This is a genomic window from Symmachiella dynata, from assembly GCF_007747995.1.
Taxonomy (GTDB): Bacteria; Planctomycetota; Planctomycetia; order Planctomycetales; family Planctomycetaceae; genus Symmachiella; species Symmachiella dynata.
This window is the reverse complement of the sequence record NZ_CP036276.1, coordinates 6,687,933-6,713,224: the sequence shown is the minus strand read 5'-3', so window position 1 is coordinate 6,713,224 and position 25,292 is coordinate 6,687,933. Positions and strand designations below refer to the sequence as shown.

Below are 25,292 nucleotides of genomic sequence, written 5' to 3'. Positions count from 1 at the left end.
GTGCGATTATCGCGGGGCGACCGCGACGTATTGGGACGGAAGTCGATAAAAACAACCATTCTTCTTGGCGCCAATAATTCTTTATCGTAGCTTGACCAGAATGGCGATGCTGTTGTTTCGTTGCACCTTTCGATGTCCCGATTCGCGCTTCCATCTAAACGTCTGAATCGAATGTATTCATGTGGCAAATTACTCAAAACGATCTCAATCTGCTACGAGGGGCCGGCGGTGAGCGCTTCGTTCATTTTGTAGATATGCTGATTTACGCTACGGCAGCGAAATTTGGTGTACCGTATTCTGCGATTAAATCGCAGCAGCGGGTTAACGTTCCCGATGGAGGTGTTGATACGGAGGTCGACGAATCAATTCCGAACGACGTCTTTGGATGGTTCGCCACGAAGACCTGTTGGCAATTTAAAGCAGTCGACGCGTCTGCCATCAACAATCGGACGTATAAAACGAAGCTCAACGATCTTCAAAGCGAGGTTCGAAAGGATCACGTCCAAAAGCTGATTGGCGAAGGGTACGCATTTCGGTTTTGCCTTTTGGGTGACGTTACACCAAGAAAAGCCACTGCTTGGGAGGAAACACTGAAGCGCGAAGTTGCGGCGATCAACTCTAGTGCTCCGCCGCCGCGAGTCGTTCATGGAGCCGATCTCTGCAAGTGGGCATCCCATTTCCCTGCCGTCGCCATTTCATTGACATCTATTGGCGACGATGAGATCTTGTGTTGGTCAGCGTGGCAGGCAAATTGCATTGCTTTGACCGCGAAATACGTACCAAACAAAAGATGGAACGAGTTTCGAGAGCGGATACGTCAGCATGTGCAGTTCTCGAACTCATGCGTCGGCGGAAAACCGTGTTTGCCGATAGGTGGAGTTGCAGGTGTGGGCAAGACTCGTCTCGTTTTTGAGACGTTAAAGGAATTTCCGTTCGCTGAAGGAATTATTGGCTACACGGCAAATGAAGCGGTCGCCAAGACCATAGCCGCAAAGTTGACGCTAGATTCTGAAAACACAGCAATTATCGTGGCGGACGAATGCTCAGCGGAGGCTAGAGCGGCACTTGATGCGATGTTAATCGGGCATACTTCCCGAATTCGCTTGATATGCGTGAGCAATATTGTTCCAGGATACAGAACGCAAACACCGGCGATCTGGCTGTCAGGTGAAGATCTTACGAATACTGAAGAAATCCTTGCGACGAATTTTCCGTCCGTGCCTATTGATCGGAGGCACCGGTATGCTGAGTTATCGCGGGGCTTCGTAAGGTTGGCAGCAGACATGTGCGCAAACGATGCAAGGATCTCTGCCGGGGACATCACTTTGGCAGAGGAAACTGTCGAAGAATACATTTGCGACCGAATTCCTGGTGACGTTTTTGGAATCGTATCATTGCTCGCACTATTCAGTCGAGTTGGGTTTCGAGATGAGTTCCAAAGTGAGTTGCAAGCACTTTGTGTCATAGGGGACTGCAAGCCGCAATGGTTTCGCGATACCATGCGATCGTTAAAAGACGCGCCGGGGTTCGTGGCGGAAGCAGGGAGATATTTTTATGTAACGCCTGAAATCGTGGCTCGCGTACTTTTCACAGCGGGTTGGAAAAAGTGGGTCCGCGACGATATTGAAGGCTTTTGGGGATCGCTTCCGGAAACCTTGCGAGATGATCTGATTGAGCGAACCGCCGTACTCGGTTCGGAGGAGGTACGCAGAGAATCCGCATCTTTTTTTCGAAAGTGGTTCCTTGATTTGACGGTTGACGACCTATCCAATTCGCGCGTCGCGGAATTTGCGGCTGCGATAACGGAAGCATCCCCAGGAGAGTTCTTGCCGTTCCTGCGCGAATTCCTAATCAACGGCGCACCAGAGGCCATTGATCGTATCAAGGGGCACACATACGGGTCGGAATGGGGGCCGCGGCGAACTCTTGTTTGGCTGTTTGAAAATCTAGTATCTTTCGACGAATATTTCGACGACTGCGAAAGTTGCTTGTTTCGGCTGGCTGCATTTGAGACCGAACCCGAGATTGGCAACAACGCAACCGCGATCTGGCGAAGCCTGTTCCGAATAACTCTTTCAGGCACTCAGAGACCATTCAATTATAGATTGGGTGTGCTGGCTAGGCGACTGTCGGGCAATGATACCAACGAATTTGCGCTCGCCTGTCAGGGGCTAGCGGAGATTTTCACCCTGGAGTCTGCTCGCGCAATCGGACGTTCATTTGTGTCCGGTCGCATGCGTCCAAGCGACTGGTTCCCAGCTAACGTCGACGAAGAACGTAGCTGTTTTCGTGCCGCGATTCGAGTTTGCATTGAAACGTTTCGCCAAGCTAAACCACCAAAGCGGGACCCGGTATTATCCGTCCTAGTGAGGAGCACAACGACGTGGCTCGCAAACGGATTTTTGGAAGAGACCCGGAAGAACTTGACCGCGAATGACTTCTCCGACGATGAACGTCGCGTGTTTGTCGAGAGCGTTGACGGTTTTCTGCATCGATTTGACAACGACAATCCAGAAGCGAGACAATATCGGTCGTCGGTTGAAGAGTGGATCGAACCGTTTCGTCCGCGAGACTTTGATGGCGTGTTGCGAAGCGTATGTGCGCGCGAAATCTGGGACGAACGTTTCAAAGATGATAAGAATTCAACCGACGAAATGGCGGATTTGGCGGACAAAATCATTAAAGAACCTTCTAAGCTTGAGGGACATCTTGAGTGGCTGGGCTCATCCGAGGCGAGATCGGCAGAGATACTCGGCTTTCGAATCGGGCAAATTGATGCGAACGACCTTTGTGCTCGAATCATCCTTGAGAATGCCGCCAGGACATGCGCTGCGCCTTTGGCGCGAGGATACATACGCGGTATACGGGCAGAAGAGCGCAAGCCGAACGATGATTGCGTAAGTCTGGTACATGGAATCGAGGCAACGTGTCCTGAAACTGCTGCCGATCTTCTGTCGTTTGGCGGGGACGATTTCGACGCAATACACCGTGTCGAGGCGCTCGCGGGAAGGGGCGCATTGAAACCCGCCTATTTGAATTATTTTGCGATGGGTGTCGGCGGGAGAGAATTGACGCCCGAAGAAATTAACCGTTTGTTGAAGTTATTCGTTGAATCACCGCGCGCCGATGATGACGAGACGGCCAGAGCAGGTATCCGCTTTATTGCGACGCGATTGTCATTCGAAAAGATTCGCAATTGGGATCAATGCCTTGAAAACGAATCCACTCGTGGAAGTGCTTGGACACTTTTGGAAAACTCTATCGAAGCGGTCGTAGGAGCGCATCCATCACATGAGTGGGCAGACCTGGCTCGCGCACTTTCTCCGTTTGATCCATCGCGAACGGCGAATACATGTTGCGAGGCACTGTTGTCTGATAACCATTCGTTACGACGTCAGGCCAAAACAGTTCTTGGGGGAATTGCGGAAGGTGAACATGCGGAAGTGGTCATGATTAGCCTCGGCCGAGCTTTGTTGAATGAGGAACGTGGGTGGCGTCTGCAGGTTGGCGTTCTAAGGGACATTGTAGCGAGCATTCCGGCTAATGTTGTCTTGGCGTGGGTCGAGCAAGAGGGCTTACGCGGCGCAAAAGCAATCGCGCGTCATCTTCCGGCGCCATACATCGATGATCAAGGAACTCCCATCGTACCGAAGATCCTAGATGTCATTCTGAGCGATTTTCCAGACGAATCGGTTCTGGCGGCATTTGCAGCAGGAGTTCATTCTCACGAATCGTGGTTCGGCAGCGCTTCCGAGAGGTTTCGCCAAGAGGCTGAAGACGCCAAGAGGTTTCTCGACCATTCGAATCCGATGATCCGAAAATGGGCGAAATCAGAATTTCAGGATCGCCTTGCAATGGCCGAACGTGAGGACCAAGACGAAGCTGAACGCTTTTTCTAGCATGCGGTAACCGTTTTCTTGGGAAATTTGTTTGTTCGGGATTGGGGGTACACGTATGCTAAAGGTGACTGGTTCCATCTTGTGAGACGTTTCTGGACCGATAACGAGCGCCCAGCGGGACTCATGCGCAAAGTCAGTTCGACGTTTATGAATTGAGAGGCATCATATGCCGAAAGATGAACGGCGATTGGCACGAGACCGCGCACACGCGAACCGAGCCAATTTTGAAATTGCAAATGGCGGCCTCGTCTCCTACGAGCACGCCTAGGTTGACGGCACCGGCAGTATGCACCCAGATGCGATAACAGCGGCCGGTGGAGCACGCAAGAGTTTCAGCCTTGGAACGGATCGCCTGGCAATTGGTGAATCGCCATTAATCGATAGGTTGGAGGATGCCAGCGACTTTCGTGTAGTAAAAGCCATCAGGTTACTTTCGGACATCGGCGAATCGGCAAAAAGCGGAACCATTTCTTGCCAATGTCGACAACGGAAATCGTAATCGACAAGTCAGGAAAGCAGCGCGAAGTGCGTTGAAGGCAATTCGAGGGCGTCGTTCAGATGCGTGAAGCAGAAGATTTGTACACTCTCGATGTGTCGGGAGTCCTTTGAATCTTCGCAACTGTCGTCTGCTCCGAAGTATCAGGTCGCTAATTGCGCGGCAATTTTTTCCTTTCGGCACGCCCCGTTTCACGCTATGCTGGCCGTTTTGCGCGGCGTTCCGCTGAATAGCGTCGCCCCCCGCCTATTGCTTCCGCGCTCGTCCGTTTCTCATGCTCGCTGGCTTTCACTCCACTGATTTACACCGATAAAGATAACAAACCGTACATGGCGAAGAAAAAAGCGACCAATGCGAAAAACGGCAACGGGGCCAATCTTGGGTTTGAAACCAAGCTCTGGCAGGCGGCCGATAAGCTGTGGAATAATATAGATGGGGCGGAGTACAAACACGTCGTGCTCGGGCTGATCTTCCTGAAATACATCTTCGATGCGTTCGAGTAGCTGCACGACAAATTGGTTGATGTCAGCGCGTCTTAGCAAATAGAAGCAGGCAACTGAAACGGGTAACTCAATGGACGTCTTCAAATTACGCGACAAAGTTATTCACGACTACGCCGAGTACGTCCGTAGCTTTGTACGGATTCGTGAAAGTCGATTGCAGCAGTTTGTTGATGAAAGTCTGACCGATCAGGCGTTGTGGCCACAGCCGCTGATTCAGATGAACCCCAGTTTCGAAGTGGGGGGCTGGATTGATGCCTTGGTTGAAAACCAAGTTCTCCACCAGAAATGCAAGGACATTTTTCGAATCAAGACGGAGCAGAACGTCCACGGCTCGCCGATGCGTCTGCATAAGCATCAGGTCGACGCAATTGGTGAGGCACAGGCTGGCAGAAACTATGTGCTGACCACTGGGACCGGTTCGGGAAAGAGCCTGTCGTACATTATCCCGATCGTGGATCACGTTCTGCGTAAAGGGCGAGGCAAAGGAATTCAGGCCATTGTCGTCTACCCCATGAACGCGCTCTGCAACAGTCAGTATGGCGAACTTGAAAAGTTCCTTCGCATTGGATTCGGCGAAGGGAAGGAGCCAGTGCGGTTTGAACGCTACACGGGGCAGGAGACGCGAGAGAAACGAGAGGAAATCACTCGCAACCCGCCGGACATCCTGCTAACCAACTATGTGATGCTGGAACTCCTGCTGACGCGTCCGTTCGAGCAGGCACTGGTCAACTCAGCCCGCGACTTGAGTTTTCTGGTGCTCGACGAGTTGCACACTTATCGTGGTCGGCAAGGAGCGGATGTCGCATTGCTGGTGCGTCGCGTGCGTGAAGCCTGTCATGCAACACAGATGCTCTGTGTTGGGACTTCGGCCACGATGGCGAGCGGAGGTAGCTACGAGGAACAGCGAAAAGAAATTGCGTCGGTCGCCTCTCGCCTGTTCGGCACGGACGTTAAACCGAAATCAATCATTGGCGAAACCCTCAAGCGTGAATCCCCAGAGTTGAATTTTGCTGACGCCAGCGTTTTGCAGGGCCTAAAAAGCGACATCGCCAAAACGAATGGTTTCCCATCCGCATATGCCAGCTTTATCGAATCACCGATGGCGTGCTGGCTCGAAGACTGCTTTGGCTTGACGCGAGAAGAAGGAACCAACCGGCTCATTCGAGCAACACCGAAACGAATGCGTGGTGACAATGGAGCAGCGACACAGCTTTCCGCTCTTGTCGGAATGTCGGCTGATGATTGTGAAGATGCGATCGAGCGATGGTTGCTTGCCGGTTGCAACAGCGAGCCCCACCCCGAAACCAATCGCCAGCCGTTCGCTTTCCGCTTGCATCAATTCATCAGTCGCGGTGACGCCGTCTTTGCATCTCTGGAAGAGAACGACACGCGTCATTTGTCGATCAGCGGACAGCAGTTTGTGCCCGGCAGTCAGAAGTCAAAGATACTCTTGCCATTGGCATTCTGCCGCGAGTGTGGCGCTGAGTATTACTCGGTCTGGAAGTATACGGAAAGTTCAACCGGTCGAGTCCATTTTCGGACGCGCGACTTGAATGATCGCGTCGACGACCCTGCGGAAGGAGAAGCAGGTTTCCTTTATCGTGATCCCGAAAACCTGTGGCCCAATGATCCAGACGAATTTGTGGCACGGCTTCCCGAAGATTGGCTGGAAGAACATCGTGGAAGGATGCGCGTTCGCAGTAATCGGCGCGACGACGTACCACAACCGATATTGATCGCCCCTGATGGAACGGTGTCAGCAGACGGGCTGATGTACGCCTTCACAAATACCCCGTTCCGGTTCTGTCAGCACTGCGGCGTGTCGTATCGTGTTCGACGCGGATCATCCGATTACGGTCAACTCGCCACTCTCGCGAGCGGAGGTCGCAGCACCGCCACGACAATTCTCAGCCTGACCAGTGTTCGTTTCCTACGAGAGGAACCAACACTACAGGACTTCGCTCGAAAGCTGCTCAGCTTCACTGACAACCGACAGGACGCCTCGCTTCAGGCCGGTCATTTCAATGATTTTGTAGAAGTCAGCTTGTTGCGTTCTGCTTTGTATAAAGCTGTGGCGGCTGCCGGGAGTGACGGCATTGCCCATGATGAACTTACCCAGCGAGTCTACAAAGCTCTCGACCTGCCGTTGGAATTATTTGCACGCGAACCCGGCGTTCAATTCGCTCAACGAGCCGACACCGAGCGCGCCTTCCGCAATGTCCTGGGCTATCGACTCTACCGCGACCAAAAACGTGGTTGGCGTATTACATCACCAAACCTTGAGCAGTGTGGCCTACTGAAAATTGAGTATCCATCGCTTATTGAGCTTTGTCAGTCGGAGGAACACTGGCAAGGAACCCATGCCGCACTGACCGGCGCGTTACCGGCGACTCGCGAACGGATTTCCCGAGCGCTGTTGGATTACTTGCGTCGGGAACTGGCGATCGACGTTGATTATCTGACAACCGAGTTCTTTGAACGACTGCAACAGCAGAGTTCTCAGCGACTTCGCGAGCCCTGGGCCATCGACGAGCAGGAACGCGCTGAAATAGCGTCCGCCGTATTTCCCCGGGGTCGACGTCCCCATGACCGACAGTTCTACACCTACCTGTCGGGACGCAGTGGATTCGGAATCTATCTTGGTCGCCCGACAACACTCCCGGAGTTTGATCGTTCTGCCGGCAACTTGCGTCTTGTCGACAAGGACACAATTATCCAGAACTTGTTCACCGTACTGGCTAACGCCGGCTACGTTGTGCGCGTTGTCGAGCCATCAGGCGATGAGGATGATCAACCCGGCTATCAACTGTCGGCATCAGCCATGCAGTGGCAGATGGCAGATGGAACCATTGCATTCCACGATCCGATTCGTGTTCCAAATCCACCACAGGAAGGCGGACGCACCAACGACTTCTTCGTGAATTTCTATCGGACAGTGGCAGGTGAGCTTCGAGGTCTGGAAGCTCGCGAACATACCGCTCAGGTCCCGTATCAGGAGCGAGAACGACGTGAACAGGATTTCGGTTCGGCAAAGCTGCCTGTTCTTTACTGTTCGCCAACGATGGAACTGGGTGTTGACATTCGGCAGCTGAACGTCGTCAACATGCGAAACGTACCGCCCACGCCGGCAAATTACGCTCAACGGAGCGGTCGCGCCGGACGCAGCGGGCAACCAGCATTCGTGCTGACGTATTGTACAACTGGAAGTTCACACGACCAGTATTTCTTCCGGCAGCCGGAGCGCATGGTCGCTGGCGCGGTCAGCCCACCGCGACTCGATCTAGCCAACGAAGACCTTGTTCGAGCCCATATTCACGCCATCTGGCTCGCCGAAACCGGTGAGTGGCTGGGCAACTCACTCACCGATCTATTGGATGTCGAAGGCGTCAATCCGACGCTAACAATGCTGCCCAGTAAAAAGGCTGGGTTGTCGAAATCGTCCTCCATCGCCGGGGCACGAGCAAAAGCTGAATCCATTCTTCAAACGATCTCGGCAGAACTCGAATCCGCTTCGTGGTTCACTGATGAGTGGTTGAAACAAACGCTGGATCACACGTTGCACGCGTTTGAAGACGCCTGCCAACGATGGCGGAGCCTGTTTCTTGCAGCGAAGGATCAGTTTGAGCGACAGAACGCGGTCATCGGCGATGTCGCTTTACGAGCACAATGGGACGAGGCACGCCGACTGCGACGCGAGGCAGAAGCGCAGATCGAATTGCTGACAGATGCCAGGAATGTCATCCAGTCGGACTTCTACAGTTACCGGTACTTCGCAAGCGAAGGCTTCCTTCCGGGCTACAACTTCCCTCGTCTGCCGCTTTCAGCGTACATACCTGCTCGGCGACGCATGAAAGGTCAGGACGAATTCCTTTCACGCCCGCGATTCCTTGCCATTTCGGAGTTCGGACCGCGAGGCATCATCTACCACGAAGGTTCCCGCTACATCGTCAACAAGGTGATTCTGCCCATTGCTGAAGGCGACGCTCCGCTCACGGGTGCGGCCAAGCAGTGTGCGGACTGCGGCTACATGCACGAACTGAAGTGGGGTGAAGCCGGACCGGACCGGTGCGAGAACTGTGACAGTGCCCGACTTTCCCGAATCGGATCACTGTTGCGCTTGCAGAATGTCGCGACCAAACGACGTGACAGAATCAGTTCGGATGAAGAAGAACGATTGCGAATGGGGTATGAGCTGCGAACCGGCCTGAGATTTAAGGAAGTCGGTGGGTTACCGCAGTATCGAGTGGCCGAGGTCACTGGCATAACTTCATTCGATTGCAGCTTGACATATGGTGACGCTGCGACGATTTGGCGAATTAACCTTGGCTGGCGCAGGCGAGCAAATCGAGACCAGCATGGGTTTGTGCTCGACATTGAGAAAGGTTATTGGCAGCGTTCCGACCAGTTGCCCGACGAAGAAGACCCCGGCGATCCACTGGGGGCTCGCACACAGCGGGTTGTGCCGTTTGTGGAAGATCGCCGAAACTGCCTGATCTTTGATCCCTCCGGCGGGCTGGACGCGGGCGAGATGGCGGCGTTGCAGGCCGCACTGAAAAAAGCCATTCAGACGATTTACCAGCTTGAAGACAACGAACTCGCTGCGGAACCGCTGCCATCAGTGGACGATCGTCGACAGATTCTGTTTTTTGAATCGGCGGAAGGCGGTGCGGGCGTCCTGCGTCGCATCCTCGAAGACGAGAATTCACTTTCATTGATTGCCGAAGAAGCCCTTCGCCTTTGCCACTTTGACCCGGCTACTGGCAATGATCTTCGTCGAGCGATCGGTGCAACCGAAGACTGTGAAGCTGCCTGTTACGACTGCTTGATGAGCTACTCGAATCAGCGCGATCACGAGTTACTCGATCGCCAGCGTATTCGCGATACGCTGCTTGATCTCAAACACGCCCAGGTCAAAGCCTCTCCCGGAATCAAGTCTTTTGCAGCCCACCTTGCATCGCTCAAGTCGCAATGTGACAGCCAACTGGAAAAGTCCTGGCTCGACTATCTGGCTGCACGACACCTCAGGCTTCCGACAACCGCTCAGAAGTTTTATGAGGAATGTGGCACCCGACCAGACTTCGTGTACGGGAAGCAACACACGGCGATTTACATCGACGGTCCGCCGCATGATTTCGCTGATCGTCAACAACGCGATCAGGAAAAGACCGCCGCAATGGATGACTTTGGCATCACGGTGCTGAGATTCCATCACGAAGCCGAGTGGGACGAGATTATTGCACTCCACCCCAATATCTTTGGCATCGCACGCGAGGTTGTCAGTTCGATCACCGTTCCGACAGTCGAAGAAGAGGAGGAACTTGATCTCGATCTGTTTCCGACGCCCTGGCATTCTGTTATTGAACAGCTTGCCGGTGACGACAGTTTGCTGATTGAACCTGGTGGCGACGTGGCATCGAATGGCCGCGTCCTTGGCTCCTACGTTATAGACATCGCCAAAGATGACGGACATCTCTGGGTCGTCAATGCTGGCGAAGATGGCGTCCCAAAAATACTCGAAGCCATTCAATCACAGGGCCACAAGGCGGTTGCGGTCGATCCCGCTGATGCTGAGGCCGCTGAAGCAATCCTCGCGGCATTGGGGGATGCGCGATGAGTGCAGTCAGCATCTCCAAGACCTTTTCCGCATCAACTAAAAAGCTCAGCACGCCTGACCGTGGCCGGGTATTGGACTTCCTGACGAAGTTCATGGAAGACCCCGGCAGTCCTGGATTGAACTTCGAGACGATACAGGGGGCCAAAGATTCCAGCATGAAGTCGGCGCGAATCACACAGGACTTGCGCACCATCCTGCATCAAAGCGACGGCATGCTGACGCTGTTATACGCGGGACATCACGAGGATGCTTACCGTTGGGCGGAGCATCGCCGAATTGAAAATCACCCGGTGACCGGGACGCTACAAATTGTCGAGACCACGGAGGGCGTGCAAGAAGCGATCAAAGCCTCTCAGCCGTACTACGAAGCTCCAAAAATATTCGCCGACTACGACGACGAGTACCTGTTGAGTCTGGGCGTCCCGGAAGACTGGCTCACAATCACCCGGCAGATTCAAAACGACGATCAACTGCTGACGGTTTGCCAAAAACTACCCGAAGAAGTGGCGGAAAGCCTGCTGACGCTATCCACTGGCGAACTGGTCACACCGCCAAAGCCAGTTTCTCCAACAACGCCGGTCGAACAGAACCCTGATAACTTGCGACGGTTTTGGGTCGTACAGGATGCTGCCGAGTTGGCTAGTATCCTTGATCGTCCTATCGAAGACTGGGTCCGCTTTCTCCATCCGTCACAGCGATTGCTAGTCAGCAAGGACTACAACGGACCGGCGAAGGTTTCCGGGGCGGCAGGCACCGGCAAAACCGTCGTAGGAATGCACCGAGCACGTCGTTTGGCAGCGGAGGGCAAGCGAGTGCTGTTGACGTCCTACGTCACAACGCTGTGCCGGAACATTGAACACAACATTCATGTCCTTTGCGCTGGAGCCCAGCAGGAATTCGATGCTTCGGTTGAAAGCCGTATCACGGTCAGCACGGTCCATAAGCAGGCACTCGCCCTTGCCAAAGCGTCCATCCCCAAAATTCACCCGGTTGATGCTGACAAGATCGAAGCATTGATCAAACGGCACCATGGACACGGCGGTTATCTATTCGATACAGGATTCCTGTCGCACGAATGGTCGGGTGTAATCGAGCCGCAGGGAATTTCTACCTGGGATGAGTATCGGGACGCAGTGCGCACCGGTCGTGGCAAGCCACTGACGATCAAGCAACGCAAAGATTGCTGGAAAGTTTTTGAACGCGTGTGGAGCGACCTGACCGCAGCCCATGCCTATCCATGGTCGGGGATTTGCCGCGTCGCCCGCGAAGCACTTCAGGATGGAACGGTTGAGAGTCCCTTCGACGCTGTCATCGTTGACGAAGTTCAGGATTTACAGCCGCAGGAACTGCAACTGCTCAGCGCTTTGTCAGCCACGAATCCCGGAGACCTGATGGTGCTGGGCGACGCTGGCCAGCGAATCTATCCCGGTGGGTTCAGCCTGAAGAAACTGGGCATCGACATTCGAGGCCGCTCACACATCCTGCGGATCAACTATCGGACCACGGAGCAAATTCGACGCTTCGCCGATCGCATGCTGGCCGGTGCTTCCGACGATTTTAACGAAGGGACAGAGGATCGCCGATCACAAAGTCTCTTGAATGGGCCGTTACCGACAATCAAGCAGTTTGCCAATCAGTCAGAACAGGAAGCCTTCGTCCTGAGTCAGATTCAGTCATTGCAGACGCAGGGAATCTCTCCGAGAGAGATCGCCATCTTCGCTCGCTCGGGCAAGTACCTGAAACCGTTGCGTAGCGTGTTCCATGACGCCGGCTTGGACATCAATGATCTCAGCGACAACGAAGACCTCAGCGAAACAGGCGGCATCAATCTTGGCACCATGCACCGTGCGAAGGGGCTGGAATTCAAAGCCGTCTTTATTGTTGACTGCAATCACAACGTCGTCCCGCATTCGTACACACTCGGCAAACTCCGTGATCAGGGAGACTACGACGCTGCCTACGAACGCGAACGGCAGTTGCTGTACGTCGCAATCACACGTGCTCGCGACGAAGTGTTCGTGACGTCGGTTGGGAAGCCATCCGAATTTCTGAAACAAATAGATAACAGTGCGGGAACCAGTTCATGAGTTTTACTGTTGGGACATTAGTAAGAGCGCGCGGCCGCGAATGGGTCGTGTTGCCGGAATCGAAAGAAGATTTCCTCGTTGTGCGGCCATTGGGTGGCACAGATGCAGAAGTCGCTGGCATCGACACGGAGCTTGAAACAGTCGCTCCGGCTAGTTTCGATTTGCCCAATCCGGCTCGCCTGGGAGATTTTCAATCCTGCCTCATGCTGCGAGATGCTATTCGCCTTGGTTTTCGCTCAAGTGCGGGGCCATTCCGGTCATTTGGCAAAATTGCCGTTGAACCTCGTCCCTATCAGCTCGTGCCACTACTCATGGCTCTCAAGCTCGACCCGATCCGCCTCCTGATTGCCGATGACGTCGGGATCGGAAAGACGGTTGAATCGTTGCTGATCGCTCGCGAATTGCTCGATCGCGCTGAAGTCCAGCGGATGGCTGTCCTTTGTCCCCCTCATCTTGCGGAACAGTGGCAGGACGAACTGCAAGACAAGTTTCACATCGAAGCCGAACTGGTACTGTCCAATACTGCTCGCCGGCTAGACCGTATTTGCGGTAACCGGTCCGTGTTCGACGTATTCCCTTACACCATCGTGTCGCTGGACTATATCAAAAGCGAATCCCGGCGTGACGACTTCATTCGAGCCTGCCCCGAACTGGTCATTGTGGACGAAGCTCATACCTGTACCTCATCTGCTCAGCCGGGACGAGTCAGCACACGGCAGCAGCGACACGAGGTCGTCAAGGCATTGGCCGAGAAACCAGATCGACACATCGTCCTGGTGACGGCGACACCTCACTCCGGCAATGAAGAAGGTTTCCGGTCGCTTCTCGGATTACTAAACCCGGAATTTGCCGAGCTGCCAACAAACCTTTCCGGTGACGGTAATCGTAAGCACAGAGAGCGACTCGCTCGTTACTTCGTCCAGCGCCGGCGCGGAGACATTCGCCATTATCTGGAATCGGATACTTCGTTCCCTGACCGGCTTGAACAGGAGAAATCCTACAAGCTCGGCAACTCAGACTATCGCAAGCTCTTCGACCGTCTGCTGAACTACGCCCGAGAAGTGGTTGAAGATTCCGAGGGCATGTCAGGCGTCCGGCAACGCGTTCGCTGGTGGGCAGCCTTGGCGCTTCTTCGAGCACTCGCCAGCAGTCCAGCCGCTGCCGCCGCAACACTCCGCAATAAGTTGCAGGCGATCTCTGCCGAATCCCCCGAAGAAGTTGATGAAATCAGTCGTCCGTTGGTGTTCGACGATGAATCCGACGACTCCAGTGAAACACAAGACATGGTGGCCGGTGCAGACATTACTGACCTAGAAGCCGACGAGTCTTCCGTCAACCGTGAACGGAAACGTTTGCTCGACATGGCACGAGCGGCTGACAAGCTGGAAGGCGATGGCGACCCCAAACTGCTCAGCATCATCCCCATCGTCAAGGCACTGGTCTCCGATGGCAGTCGCCCAATCTTGTTCTGCCGGTTTATTGCTACTGCAGAGTATGTGGCGGAACAGCTTCGTCAGAAGTTGCCCAAAGGCGTGCGAGTCATCGCTGTCACCGGGCAGATTCCTCCCGCCGAGCGTGAACAGCGTATCGCCGAATTACGCGAACATGACAAATACGTGCTTGTCTGCACCGACTGTCTGTCTGAAGGTATCAACCTTCAGCACCTGTTCGATTCGGTCATTCACTACGACCTGAGCTGGAATCCAACCCGACACGAACAACGTGAAGGTCGTGTCGATCGATTTGGTCAGCCAAAACCGGAAGTCAAAGTGATGACCTACTACGGCACTGATAACCAGATCGACGGCGTGGTCCTGGAAGTGCTGATTGATAAGCACAAACGAATCCGCAAAGCGACCGGCGTTTCCGTCCCCGTACCCACCACTAGCAACGCGGTGCTGGAGGCGTTGTACGAAGGTCTGCTACTTCGCCGTAAAGACACTCAACAGCAGCAACTGCCGTTTGAAGACGACGAAGAAACCAAACCGATGACAACGGAGTTCAATGACGAGTGGCAGAACGCCGCCGATAGAGAAAAGAAAAGCCGCTCGCTGTTCGCACAGCACACCATCAAGCCAGATGAAGTTGCCAAGGAAGTTGAACAGATTCAATCTGCGATCGGATCGTCCACCGACGTCGAGAATTTTGTCACATCCAGCGTGAAGGCATATCGCGGCGTGGTCGGCGGCCGTGACGGTCACTTTGAATTCGATCTTACCGAATCGCCTCGGGCTGTCCGCGAATCCATCCGCGACAATCTCACGTTTGCCGGCCGGTTTGAGTTGCCCGTTTCCGACAAGGAATTTTATCTCTCACGAACGCATCCCATCACCGAAGGACTTGCCACCTACGTGATGGACTCGGCCTTGGATGATGGCACAGCTGGCGTCGGTCCGGTCCCAGCGGCTCGTTGCGGTGTCATCCGCACCAAAGCCGTGAAGACTCGCACCACACTGCTGTTGCTCCGCCTACGGTATCACATCATCACCACTCTAGGCGAAGAGGTCAGTCCGTTGCTTGCCGAAGACACGCAAATCGTCGGTTTCCGCAGCGCTCCGTCGACGGCGGATTGGTTGGATCGAGCCGATGCCGAATCGTTGTTACTCGCCAAGCCTGATGAAAACGTCACCGATGATGTCGCCCGCAACTTTATTCAAAAGGTGATCGACGAGTTTCAGCACGTCCGCCCACGACTCGATGAAATCGCCGAAGCCCACGGTAAAGAACTGCTGGACGCTCATCAACGAGTCCGCACTGCCGCGCGTCGCACCGGTGTGAAGTACAGCATCGAGCCGCAACTGCCCCCCGATGTTTTGGGGCTCTACGTTTATCTGCCAGTCATGGGAGGTGGAGCATGAATGAACAACCTCTACGGGACACTGAAGCCAGCGGGCAAGTGTTAGGGATCGACGTTGGTTGGTCCGAACAAATTGATACGACTGGAGCGTGTCTGCTCCGCTGGACTGAGAATAGAATCAGTTTCGACGTTCACCACATCCCCACTGATTATGAGGCCCGTCAGAGAACGCTTCGTGAACTCGTGGGTGATCAGGAATTTCATGCCGTGGCCCTAGATGGTCCGTTACGTCCTGGATTGGACCGCATAGACGAGTACCGACTTGCCGAACTCCTGCTGACGCGAAGATTCAGCAATCTAGGATTCGGTAAGCCAGGACAATCAAGTTCGCCAAACGGAATTATGCTCAATGAGCATGCAAATCTGTTTGCACAATCCGTAATCGCGGCAGGGTGTGTAAGAAAATCGGAACATGCTGCGGCCATCCACGAGATGGCCGTTGTTGAGGCGTTTCCCACAACCTTTCTCGCTGTGATGCTCGATGAAGACAGGCGTCCCTCATCAAAAGCAAAATCAGACATTTTTTACGAGTGGCTTTTAGGGCCCGATGCACCAGGCCGCCACATGCCTGATGAAAACCGATTTGAGGAACTAATCAGTCGCCTGTTGCCGAATCGTACTATCGAATCAACAACTGGCGATGTCACTGACCACGAACATAGAGCTGCGGTTATCTGTGCATTGACGGCCTTGTGCGTAGCCAAGAGGGACTATGTCGGAATTGGTGATAGCCGTAACGGATACATCATCTTGCCGCCTAGAGTCGAAGTGTCCGAAGCGGGGCTTCAGCCATGGGCAATGTCCATGATTCGTGCAAATGCGAGAGAAGCTCGAAGATGGGAACGCGATGGTCTATCCCAATCGCCACCTGCTCCTCACGTGATCATCGAATTAGGCGGGCAAGTGGATAATTTCGACGCCGAATACAAATAAATACTAAGCCCCTTCCCCTGTCAGGGAGACGGGTTGGGGCATACGGAATACGAGTACGGAAACACTTTAACGGACAACTGGAAAACAACTCGTGCGAATACGATCACGTAACCCATTTACAACTGTCACCACTGCTGGTCTGCTACTGCCGGTCGATTTGCTGACGCGCGTTGTTGAGGGCGATCCCGATCTCAAAGGGCTGTCACCCAAAGACTATCACCTGCGCAGTGGCGAACGGCTGAACGAAGCGGCTAGTCGGGCGTGGAATGAATGCTTGGCCGCGTGGAAGTCATTCCGCAAGAAGTTCGCGGCATTGCCAGCGTCGGATGCCGGGACCACCGTCACGCGTGATGAATGGCTGCTGCCGTTATTTCAGGAACTCGGTTACGGTCGCCTGCAAGCCAAGAAGGCGATCGAAATTGATGGCAAGGAATATCCGATCAGCCATGGCTGGGAGAATCACGTTCCGATTCACCTGCTGTCGGCCCGTCTGCCGCTGGATCGTCGCACGCCGGGAGTTTCCGGGGCGGCCACGCGTGCTCCGTACAGTCTGCTTCAGGAACAACTCAACCGCAGTGCCCAACATCGCTGGGGGTTTGTCTCCAACGGGCTGAAGCTTTTTCTGCTGCGAGACAACGCGGCGCTGGCCCGAGCGGCCAATGTCGAGTTCGATCTGGAAGCCATGATGGACGGTGAACACTACGCCGACTTCATGCTGATGTTTCTGCTCTGCCATCAATCGCGCGTCGAAATCGCACAAGACGGCAAGCCGGAAGACTGCTGGCTGGAGAAATGGGCCAATCAGGCCGACCAGCAGGGAACGCGAGCTCGTGAAAAACTGCGGGACGGTGTCGAAACGGCCATCAAGTCACTCGGTGCCGGCTTCCTCACTACCAAAGGCAACAACGCACTCCGCGAGCGACTGCGGACCGGCGAGCTGTCGACGCAGGACTACTACCGTCAGTTGCTGCGAGTCGTCTATCGGCTGCTGATGTTGCTGGTCGCCGAGGAAAAGAAGACCGAGAATGGCCAGAACCTGCTGCATCCGACCGACACAACGCCAGAAGTACGCGATCGGTATGCCCGCTTCTATTCGGTCAGCCGTATTCGTTCGCTGGCCTACGAACGACGCGGCACCGCTCACACCGATCTGTACGAATCGCTGAAGGTCCTGTTTCTGAAGCTGCGGGAAGGTTACGCGCCGCTGGGCATTCCCGGCATGGGTTCGTTTCTATTCTCGGACGATTCCACGCCCGATCTGGATGATGCGTTGCTCGCCAATCAGGATTTGCTCGATGCGTTTCGCAATCTCTGCTACACCGAAGACACGTCGGGCCGAGGCAGCAGTTACCGGCGTCCGGTCGACTTCGGCAATCTGGGCAGCGAGGAACTTGGCAGCGTTTACGAATCCCTGCTGGAACTGCATCCCAACATCGACACCGACGAAGGCCCCTTCACACTCGGCACCGCCGCCGGCAACGAACGGAAGACTACCGGCAGCTACTACACACCGACGTCGCTCATCAACTGCCTCCTTGACTCGGCTCTTGATCCTGTCGTCAGCCAAGCGATCGACGTTCCCGATCCGGCCGAAGCTGAAGCAGCGCTACTGGACCTGAAAGTCTGCGACCCAGCCTGCGGTAGTGGTCACTTTCTGATCGCCGCCGCCGAACGAATGGCGATGCACTTGGCCCGTCTTCGCACTGGCGACGATCAGCCCAACACACTCGACGTGCAGCATGCCAAGCGAGACATCATCGGCCGTTGCATCTACGGCGTCGACATCAACCCGATGGCGGTCGAGTTGTGCAAAGTCAGCCTCTGGATGGAAGCACTCGAACCGGGCAAGCCGCTCTCATTTCTTGATCACCACATCCAGTGTGGCAATAGCCTGCTCGGAACCACACCGCGACTGTTGGCCGACGGCATCCCCGATGATGCGTTCAAGCCAATCGAAGGCGATGACAAGAAGGTTTGCGCAGACCTCAAGAAAGACAATAAGAAGGAACGCAGTGAATACAAAGCCGGTCAGGGCTATTTGTTTGAGCCAGTGTTCAAGCTCGGCAACGCCGCCGCTGAGTTTGCCAAGCTGACCGCCGCCGAGGACGACTCTCTTGATTCGATTGCTGCCAAGCGGCAACGATACCAAGACCTCGTCAAAGGAGCCGACTACCTCAACGCTCGCTTCTGGGCGGATACATGGTGCGCGACTTTTGTTTGGAAGAAAGACGAGAGTGACCTTGGCCGGCTTTGCCCAACCGAACGCAAGTTTCGTGACATTGAACGGAGCCCGCATAATGTACTACCGCATGTTCGTGAAGAAGTGCAGCAAGTCAGCGCGCGGCACCAATTCTTTCATTGGCACTTGGCATTTCCCGATGTATTCGTCCTACCCTCAGTCGACGCGAACCCTGACAATGAAGAGTGTGGGTGGGACAGTGGATTTGACTCGATTCTAGGAAATCCCCCATGGGATGAACTTCGCCCTGAAGAACGCAAGTTCTTCGGAGACGTCCGCCCTGACATTGCTTTGATCGAAAACCGCGCTAAAAGGCAGAAAGCAATTGCCCGTCTGGAACAAGACGACTCCGACTCCTGGAAGCGATGGCAACGCCACCGTCGCCTGATTCTCGCAAGCGCTCATTTGTTGCACATTGGGCAATTACTCCCGCTCACAGCTCAAGGTAATCTCAGCACCGCGAACCTATTCGTGGAACTTGCAACAAAATTGATAGCAAAGAATGGACGTTCCGGGAATGTAGTGCCGAGTGGCCTTGCAACAAACAAGGGCACAAGTCAATTCTTTGAATTCCTAATGTCATCTCGCCGACTTGTGTCGCTATTTGATTTTGAGAACAGGAAAGTATTTTTCCCAACCGTCCATGCAAGCATGCGATTTTCACTAGTTACTACAGGACGGCAACGTGGAAGTCGAGTGGCCGCTCAATTCGGATTCTTTCTCCATGCAACGTCTGAGCTCTCCGATCACACCCGTGTTTTTCCATTGTCTGCGGAGGATATCGAACGTGTAAACCCACTGAGTCGCACATGCCCCGTTTTTCGAACTAACTCATCGGCGCAGCTCGTCAACGAGATGCATAAGAGGCATCCTGTCAACGTCGACAACAACTCCGATGACTGCTGGATGATTGAGACCACCAGCATGTTCCAGATGTCTCACGAGGCAGATGAGTTATTCCGCGACGCAAACGATTTGGCCAAACCTGTTGTCCTTTACGAAGGTAAGATGGTCCAACAATTCAACCACCGGGCAGCCAGTGTAATTGTGAACACATCGAACGAGGGGCGACAAGCATCGAGTGACGTAACGCCATCAAATCGTCTCACTGACCCGCTGTATTCGGTAACACCCCAATACTGGGTCAATGCCGAGTCTGTTGATCGCAAGGTGGAAGCCAGATGGGACCGCTGTTGGCTTATGCACTTTTGCGCTGTTACGAGCCCGACCAATGAGAGGACGTGCATAGTTGTCGTAACACCACGGGCCGGAGCGGGCCATAGCCTGTTTCAAATCTACGCAAATCATCCTACAAAAGTTTGTGCATCCCTGGTCGCAAATCTGAACGTGTTCGGATTGGATTTTGTGCTGCGTGAAAAAATGGGCGGCATCAATTTGAGCCACTTTATTTTTGCCCAGCTTCCACTTGTGAAGAAGAGCTTGTTTGGACAGATTTGTCCGTGGAGCAGCGGCGAGTTGCTGCAAGAGTGGATTGGGACTGCGGTCCTTGAACTTAGCTTTACAGCTTGGGACCTAGAACAATTCGCGACAGACTGTGGCTATGACGGACCGCCGTTTCGCTGGGATGAGGAGCGGCGGTTTCAGATTCGGTGCGAGCTGGATGCGGCCTACTTCCATCTCTATCTCGGCTCCGACGAAGAATGGGGAGCCGACAATCCGACGCTCCGCGAGATGTTCCCCTCGCCGCGCGACGCCGTCGACTACATTATGGACACCTTCCCCATCGTTCGCCGCAAGGACGAAGCCAAATACGACGGCGAATACCGCACCAAACGCACCATCCTCGAAATCTACGATCAAATGGCCAAAGCCATCCGCACCGGCCAACCCTACCAAACCATCCTCAATCCACCACCCGGCCCACCAACCGACGCCGAAGGCAACTTCATCCCCTTCGCCCAATGGACCCCCGAACTCAACACCTCCCACATCCATCCACCACGTGAAGCGGAGGTGGAGTCATGAGTGCGCCCAACCGCATCCAGTCAGTCTTCACGGAACCAAGGCAATGGGGCCTGCGTGGCGATCCGTTCCTCTGGAAGGAACTCCGCGACCACTTCTCAGCAGCCGAGCTTCCAGAAACGGCTGAGAAGTTCATTGCTCAAGTGGAATTGAAGATCAAAGACCTGACTGGCAGCATGCTGCGAGGCGACCAGCCCATCTTCGTCGAACGATACGACGCCGGCGGAATGTCCAGCGGCCAGATCTGCTCTGAATGGTGGCGAGAAACAGGAATTCCGTTACTGCAACGCCAGTACCTGTCATCGCAAACATGTTCAATCACCCGGAAAGACGGTGAGGAATAAGTCGAGACCTTTCCTATGCAACCAACAGAAAACACATCTCAGCCACGCGAGCCAGACCCGCCATCCTTGACGGAGTTGTTCCACCGTGTGAACAGCGTAATACCTGATGACCAATCACTGTTGACAGTCGAACCAGAAATGCCCGTTGCAGACGCCCTTGATCTGCTCGGCAAGCATAGGTTTTCACAGGTTCCCGTCGTCGTGGGACGCGAGGTGCTGGGGCTGTTTTCCCACCAGACTTTTGCACAGGCAGTCATCACCCAGAGTCTTGCGGCGACCAAAAATCGTAAGTTCGACGCCTTGGAACTCACCGTTGAAGATTGCATGGACTCAAAGCCGTCGTTCGCACGAGTGACCGACGAGTTTGCCGAGTGGTTCGATGTGATTGACCGGAACAATTCGATTCTTGTCGGATCGCCCGACCGGCTTCTCGGTATAGTCACTTCGATGGACATCCTTCGGTATCTGTACCGCGTCGCCAGCCCCTTTGTCCTGATCGGTGAAGTTGAATTGGCTCTCAGGGCGCTGATGACTATCGCCGTTAATCCAGAGACGCTCGCTGCGTGTGCTCATGAGTGTCTCAAGGACAAGTACGATGCCGAGAGCATGCCAACCGAACTCCACAAAATGTCATTCAACGACTACATCCAGATCGTTGGCGATGGACGAAGGTGGCCGCACTTTGCACCATTCTTTGGCGGTAGTCGTCCACGCACGAGAGCCAAACTCGAACAACTACGCGACATCCGCAATGTAATCTTCCACTTCAGGCGTGAGATAACCGTGGACGAATATCAGTCACTCGCCTCGAACCGAGATTGGATGCTGAGAAAGGCACGAACCGCCGAAGCGAGACAGCGGGAGGGGCAACAATGAATAAAAGTGAGATTACAACCGCCTTCCTGGAACTCGGCTGCTTCCCTCATCAAGCCGAATTCGCTGCCGACTTTCTGGCTGCGGATTCCAAGCAGAAACATCTACTCACCAGCCTACCAGGTCTGGGAAAAGGCTTTATTGGAAGCCAGATTGTTGCATACGCGTTCTATCACAGCCAGGCGAAACGAGTATTGGTCCTGGCACCGATGGGGATTGCCCAACAATGGTGTGACATGCTTCAGCGTAATTCGCCCGAAGTACCATGTCGTTTTGTCGATCGCCGCCGCCTACGCGAGATGGTCGCTGGCGAGGATGATGACCTTTGGATGAACACCGGTGTAGTGGTGATGTCAATCGACTTCGCTCGACAGGCTGACGTCGCAGAATTGTTATCGAAAACGATCTGGGACCTGATTGTTGTTGACGAAGCGCATCATCTCAGGCCAAAGACACAACGATACGAGCTTGTACAGCGGCTATTCGAGAGCAGCCCACAAGCCCGGTCGCTGCTTCTTCATGCGCTTTCGAAGATCCCAGACGGCGAAGGTGTCGCGAATCCGCTTTTTCACGACGCGAAGGTAACGGTCTGGTCACGTGACACCGTCAGGGACAACGATGGGAACCCATTGCTTCCCGACGTTCAAATCAAGTGGATACATCATGTCCGGCGAGATGACGAACAACAGATTCTGTTGGAATTGCAGGCGTGTATTCGTCGAGCAGGTGTGAAAGAGCCGAGATCACAGTTAGAGGCAACCGCATTGCTGCAAACAGCATCTTCAAGCTTGCTAGCACTTGAACAGCGTTTGAGTCAAATGCAACGAGTTAGGAACGAGACAGTTCATGGCCTTCGAGATGTCGCGTCAAAATCAGACGATGTCGAAATCGAACCGGAATCCGCAGATGAGAACTTGGATGGTCAGTCGCTGGCGCAATCATCTTTCATGGACGACGTACCCAGATTGCTCGCTATGCTTGAGGAGGTCGAGACGGATTCCAAACTTGAATCGTTGCTCGAACTCCTGCATACGATTGGTGTTTCTTCCAGCGGAGACATGCGAATTTGTGTGTTCACAAGCTACGTGAATACGGCAACGTATCTGGAAAGTGCGCTCAGCGACAATCATTTTGATGTTACTGCCATAACCGGCAGTAGCTCCTATGGAGAACGTGAACAGATCATTGCCGATTTTTCACAGAATGGCGGCGTGCTGGTCTGTACCTCGGCAATGACGGTTCGCATCCCGGAGGTTGCCGCTGTCATCTTCTACGACCTTCCATGGAATCCAGCCACCGTCGATGCCCGAATTGGGCAGTTCCTTCGAGTTGGGCGGCCCGGCCCTGTTGGGGTTTACGCATTCACTGACGATTCAGACACGCTGGTGATCGAGCGACTTCAGAAGAAGGTGAATGAGATCAAACAATCCCTCGGGAGTGAAGAAATTCAAAAGCTCCTGTTTGATGGCGAGATAGACCAATGAACAATGTCATTGTTTTCCGGTCGCGTAAGCATCCCCGTGTTGTCAATGCGAGTCCCAATAGTAAACAGGAGGCGAAAACGCAAATTTGACAATGACAAGTGATCCCCACCCACCTGATGCCAACACATCGATATGGCGCTATATAGATGACTGGAAGTTTGAGGACATGCTCCGCAAGTATTCGGAGCATAGTCTTTGGACAGATGATGATAATAAGGGAAAGAACATCAAATACTTCAATGATGTCGGACAGCTGTGGTTCAGTTATCCGTGGACGTTTGAAGATGACAATGAAGGAACTCTTCCCGACATCAATGAGAGCCCGGAAGAGTACTGTGACCACATGGCGATGTCGCGAGGGCTCACTGATCAAGAGGCGGCAAGGAGAAAGCAACGGTTCCTGGCAGCTTCTACGCAGACTGTTCGAGACTGCAACGTGCTGATGGCCCAACTTTGCGGGGTTTCCTGTTGGCACAGAAACGCAACAATATCTTCGAGCATGTGGGATTACGCAACTTCGAAAAATGGTATCGCCTTCAAGACGACGGTTGGGCAGCTTGAGCGCGCGCTCGGCTGGGCTCACAATACACCAGTTCGCCACGCACAACCTTCCGTTTGTGCGGTCGGTTACATTGACTATTCGAGTTACTTCCTTGAGTACGATGACTTTCGCAGCATTCTTGCGATTGTTGAGGAGGGGTGGAGTTACGAAGACGAAGTTCGCATGGTGGCCAAGTCGCCAATTATTCTCCGATTACCTTTGCGGATTTCAAAGCCGCTTCGGCCATCGGAGCCAATCCCCAGTCTCACGGACCTTGAGAAACAGAATCATCGCGAACTGGTACTTTCCAAAAGTCGGTCGGAATACAAACAACTTCGGGCGGCGGACGAGAGGGGGTTTCATTTACCGATCAAACTCACTGACTTGATTCAAGAGGTTGCGGTCAAACCAAACGCTGAAACGACATACGTGGGTGAAGTGCAGACGCTTCTGAAACAAAATGGACTGACCAATGTCGCGGTAAAGGAGTGTCACAGTGGAAAGTAGTGCAGGAAAGATGGCTTTCAACCAGCAATACGAAACGATCACCTTCAACACTGCTCGCGAATTCCTCGATGCACTTCGACGATCAAATCCGCGTTGGCTGAGTGACAACGCGTCACTTACACCGTGGGTTTTTCGTGGTCAAGGTGACTCGACCTGGGGACTCACACCATCGGCCTGGCGTCCTAGCATTTGGAAAGACAATCACTTTCAGGCAGTCCTTGAAACGATCACCGACGAGATCATTGACGATGTGATCAAGGTGAACACAGGACTACTTGGCAGTTCAGAATTAGATCGAAAACAGATTCGCCAACAGGTTGCGCAGCGGCGATTCGAGTTCTTGCAAGTGCAAGCATTCACCTCTTTGGCCGATGAACTCGGACTGCACGTTCCGGGTGGATTTATTTCGCACAAGATCTCCCGCGAAGTGGTTTCCAACGACTCTCACTGCTCATCGCCGCATCCAGCGTACGCATTGGCGCAGCACCACGGCATGGCCACACGTCTTCTTGATTGGACGCAGAACCCAGTTAACGCAGCCTACTTTGCAGCGGAAAACCCGAACGATCCCGCTGGCGCAGTTGCAGTCTGGGCTTTGAACGGGCTAGCCCTATTCGAATCGGAATGGACGGAATACCGAGTACCAAGAAGCCAGATCGGCTTCCTACATTCGCAGGCCGGACTTTTCACGTATCACAGATCGGCAGATGGCGACTTCGTTTTGCACGGCGATTGGCCGAAACTCGAAGACATCTGCACCCCAGACACGCTGAAGAAGCTAGTGTTACCTTCGTGTGAGGCAAAAGATTTGCGCCGGCTATTGTTTGCTGAAGGAGTGTCAAAATCGCACCTGATGCCGACCTTTGACAATATCAGGGACACGTTGAATTCAATGTGGCAAGAGTAAACAAACATTCAGAGCAACAAGTGTA

General features: G+C 53.9%; 11 protein-coding genes and 1 pseudogene. All 12 read left to right on the top strand.

Features of this window, described 5'->3' with window-relative positions:
* Positions 1-179 precede the first annotated feature (179 nt).
* Positions 180-3,899: a hypothetical protein gene (locus Mal52_RS25530; protein WP_145379429.1), complete on the top strand. Its 3,720-nt coding sequence runs from the start codon at positions 180-182 to the stop codon at positions 3,897-3,899.
* Positions 3,900-4,724: 825 nt separating this feature from the next.
* A pseudogene (locus Mal52_RS25525) lies at positions 4,725-4,895 on the top strand (type I restriction-modification system subunit M N-terminal domain-containing protein); the annotation flags it as partial.
* 73 nt (positions 4,896-4,968) lie between these two features.
* Complete coding sequence (locus Mal52_RS25520; RefSeq protein ID WP_145379427.1) at positions 4,969-10,512, top strand: DEAD/DEAH box helicase; 5,544 nt, start codon at positions 4,969-4,971, stop codon at positions 10,510-10,512.
* Complete coding sequence (locus Mal52_RS25515) at positions 10,509-12,599, top strand: ATP-dependent helicase (RefSeq protein WP_145379425.1); 2,091 nt, start codon at positions 10,509-10,511, stop codon at positions 12,597-12,599. The genes Mal52_RS25520 and Mal52_RS25515 overlap by 4 nt, the downstream gene beginning before the upstream one ends.
* Entirely contained in the window at positions 12,596-15,457 is a 2,862-nt protein-coding gene (locus tag Mal52_RS25510; RefSeq protein WP_145379423.1) for a helicase-related protein, read from the top strand. The genes Mal52_RS25515 and Mal52_RS25510 overlap by 4 nt, the downstream gene beginning before the upstream one ends.
* Positions 15,454-16,389: a DUF429 domain-containing protein gene (locus tag Mal52_RS25505; protein ID WP_145379421.1), complete on the top strand. Its 936-nt coding sequence runs from the start codon at positions 15,454-15,456 to the stop codon at positions 16,387-16,389. Before Mal52_RS25510 ends, Mal52_RS25505 begins: the two co-directional genes overlap by 4 nt.
* Before the next feature lie 91 nt (positions 16,390-16,480).
* Positions 16,481-20,614 carry an Eco57I restriction-modification methylase domain-containing protein gene (locus Mal52_RS25500; RefSeq protein ID WP_145379419.1) on the top strand — a complete coding sequence of 1,378 codons (4,134 nt, stop codon included), beginning with the start codon at positions 16,481-16,483 and terminating at the stop codon, positions 20,612-20,614.
* Entirely contained in the window at positions 20,611-20,955 is a 345-nt protein-coding gene (locus Mal52_RS25495; RefSeq protein ID WP_145379418.1) for a hypothetical protein, read from the top strand. Before Mal52_RS25500 ends, Mal52_RS25495 begins: the two co-directional genes overlap by 4 nt.
* A 15-nt stretch (positions 20,956-20,970) precedes the next feature.
* Positions 20,971-21,831: a CBS domain-containing protein gene (locus tag Mal52_RS25490; protein ID WP_145379416.1), complete on the top strand. Its 861-nt coding sequence runs from the start codon at positions 20,971-20,973 to the stop codon at positions 21,829-21,831.
* Positions 21,828-23,312, top strand: coding sequence for a helicase-related protein (locus tag Mal52_RS25485; RefSeq protein WP_145379413.1), 1,485 nt, complete (start codon positions 21,828-21,830; stop codon positions 23,310-23,312). The genes Mal52_RS25490 and Mal52_RS25485 overlap by 4 nt, the downstream gene beginning before the upstream one ends.
* Positions 23,313-23,403: 91 nt before the next feature.
* Complete coding sequence (locus Mal52_RS25480) at positions 23,404-24,360, top strand: hypothetical protein (RefSeq protein ID WP_145379411.1); 957 nt, start codon at positions 23,404-23,406, stop codon at positions 24,358-24,360.
* Entirely contained in the window at positions 24,350-25,267 is a 918-nt protein-coding gene (locus tag Mal52_RS25475) for an FRG domain-containing protein (RefSeq protein WP_145379409.1), read from the top strand. Before Mal52_RS25480 ends, Mal52_RS25475 begins: the two co-directional genes overlap by 11 nt.
* Positions 25,268-25,292 lie beyond the last annotated feature (25 nt).